This window comes from Psittacicella gerlachiana, from assembly GCF_003585965.1.
In the GTDB taxonomy this organism is placed as follows: Bacteria; Pseudomonadota; Gammaproteobacteria; order Enterobacterales; family Psittacicellaceae; genus Psittacicella; species Psittacicella gerlachiana.
This window is the reverse complement of record NZ_NRJF01000262.1, coordinates 1-1,552: the sequence shown is the minus strand read 5'-3', so window position 1 is coordinate 1,552 and position 1,552 is coordinate 1. Positions and strand designations below refer to the sequence as shown.

Annotated in this window: 2 protein-coding genes; one reads left to right on the top strand and one right to left on the bottom strand. The window is 29.6% G+C overall.

Annotated elements, in window-relative coordinates:
* The first annotated feature begins 194 nt into the window (after positions 1 to 194).
* Positions 195 to 533: a YhbY family RNA-binding protein gene (locus tag CKF59_RS07445; protein ID WP_119535278.1), complete on the top strand. Its 339-nt coding sequence runs from the start codon at positions 195 to 197 to the stop codon at positions 531 to 533.
* A 69-nt stretch (positions 534 to 602) separates the two neighbouring features.
* Here CKF59_RS07445 and greA read toward each other — a convergent pair whose 3' ends face one another.
* Positions 603 to 1,097 (bottom strand): transcription elongation factor GreA, encoded by a 495-nt coding sequence (greA, locus tag CKF59_RS07440; protein ID WP_119535277.1) that lies wholly within the window; start codon positions 1,095 to 1,097, stop codon positions 603 to 605.
* Positions 1,098 to 1,552 lie beyond the last annotated feature (455 nt).

The following is a 1,552-nucleotide window of genomic DNA, read 5'->3' as shown; positions in this document are numbered from 1 at the left end:
CAATAAATATTGTAATAAATACCGACACCTAATCTTATCTAAATTTTATCTATGCCGTATATTATACCCTATTTTTTGTATTACTAAATAAAAAATAAGCATATTTTACAACTTCTAATAACTTTTAAGAGCATTTATGTTATAATAGTTTGCTTGTAGTTACAAAATATTGTCAATTTAAATTTGAGGTTTTCATGGCTTTAAAATTAACAACTGCGGTTAAAAAAGAATTATTTGGCCTATCTCATGACTTAAAGCCAGTGGTAATGATTGGGCAAAATCTTTTAACCGACTCTGTGATTAAAGAGTTTAATAACTCTATTGATCATCACGAATTAATTAAAGTTAAAATGTCTTTTGAAGGTGATACTCCAGAAGAGCGCAAACAAATTCGTCAAGCTATTTGTGATGAAATTGTACGTCAAACCCAAGGAGTTACTTTAATTCGTATTGTAGGAAATATTGCGGTATTCTACAAACCTTCAAAGGCGAAAAAAGTCGAAGAAAAGTTAAAACTTTTCCGTGGACGTTAAAAAGTATTCTTTTAGATACATTAAAGGACATAAGTAAATCTACTTATGTCCTTTAATATTATTAAAAATTTACTCTGCATCTACAGATTCATTTTCATAATCAATTTCAAGGATTTCAAAGTGTAATTGTCCACTTGGCGTAGTAATTGCAACTTCATCACCTTCTTCTTTACCGATTAAACCACGAGCTATTGGGGTTTTAAATGAAATACGACCTGATTTAACATCAGCTTCATCTTCACCCACAATACGATAAGTGATTTCTTCGTCTGTATCTATATTGTAAAGTTTTACTTTACAACCAAAAACTACAGTTTCTACATCTAGTTTACTAACATCAATTACTTGACCGTTACTTAATAAACCTTCAATATAAGAGATACGAGCTTCAATTAAAGATTGCTCTTCACGAGCTGCATGATACTCAGAGTTTTCTTTTAAGTCTCCATGCTCACGTGCTTCAGCAATAGCTTTAGTAATTGCAGGACGACGTTCTCTTACTAAGTACTCAAGCTCTTTACGTAAAAGCTTTTCTCCACGTTGTGTAATTGGAATTGTTTCCATGTATATTAAATCTTTCTTGAATGGTTGATTGACTATCTACTTAAATAAATCTTTTAAGTAGCCCTTATGTTTTATGAGATTCTCTTAGTAGTTCGACAAAATTTAGTTGAATTTAAAAATCTAAAAATAAAAAATTAACCCCGAGGTCTTACCTTTGGGTTTTGCGTTATTAATTTTTAGAAAACTTCGTTTAAAACAAAATTAAGCTTGCTTAAAAACTCTTTCTTGTCGATTCAACTATTGGTTAGTTCTACCAATTTGCTTTTCCTAAGAGCAATTACAACTTTGCTTTTTCTTATTAACTTTAAAAACTGGTATATGCGTAATGTAGTATTTACAACTATTTGTAAACAGTCGCTATTAAAATAAAAACCTGCTAAGTTGTTTAAAAACCTTTGATCTCTCTTTTCTAAACTTCTTTTAAATTTTTTTAAATAAGACTATAAGGCTTTTAT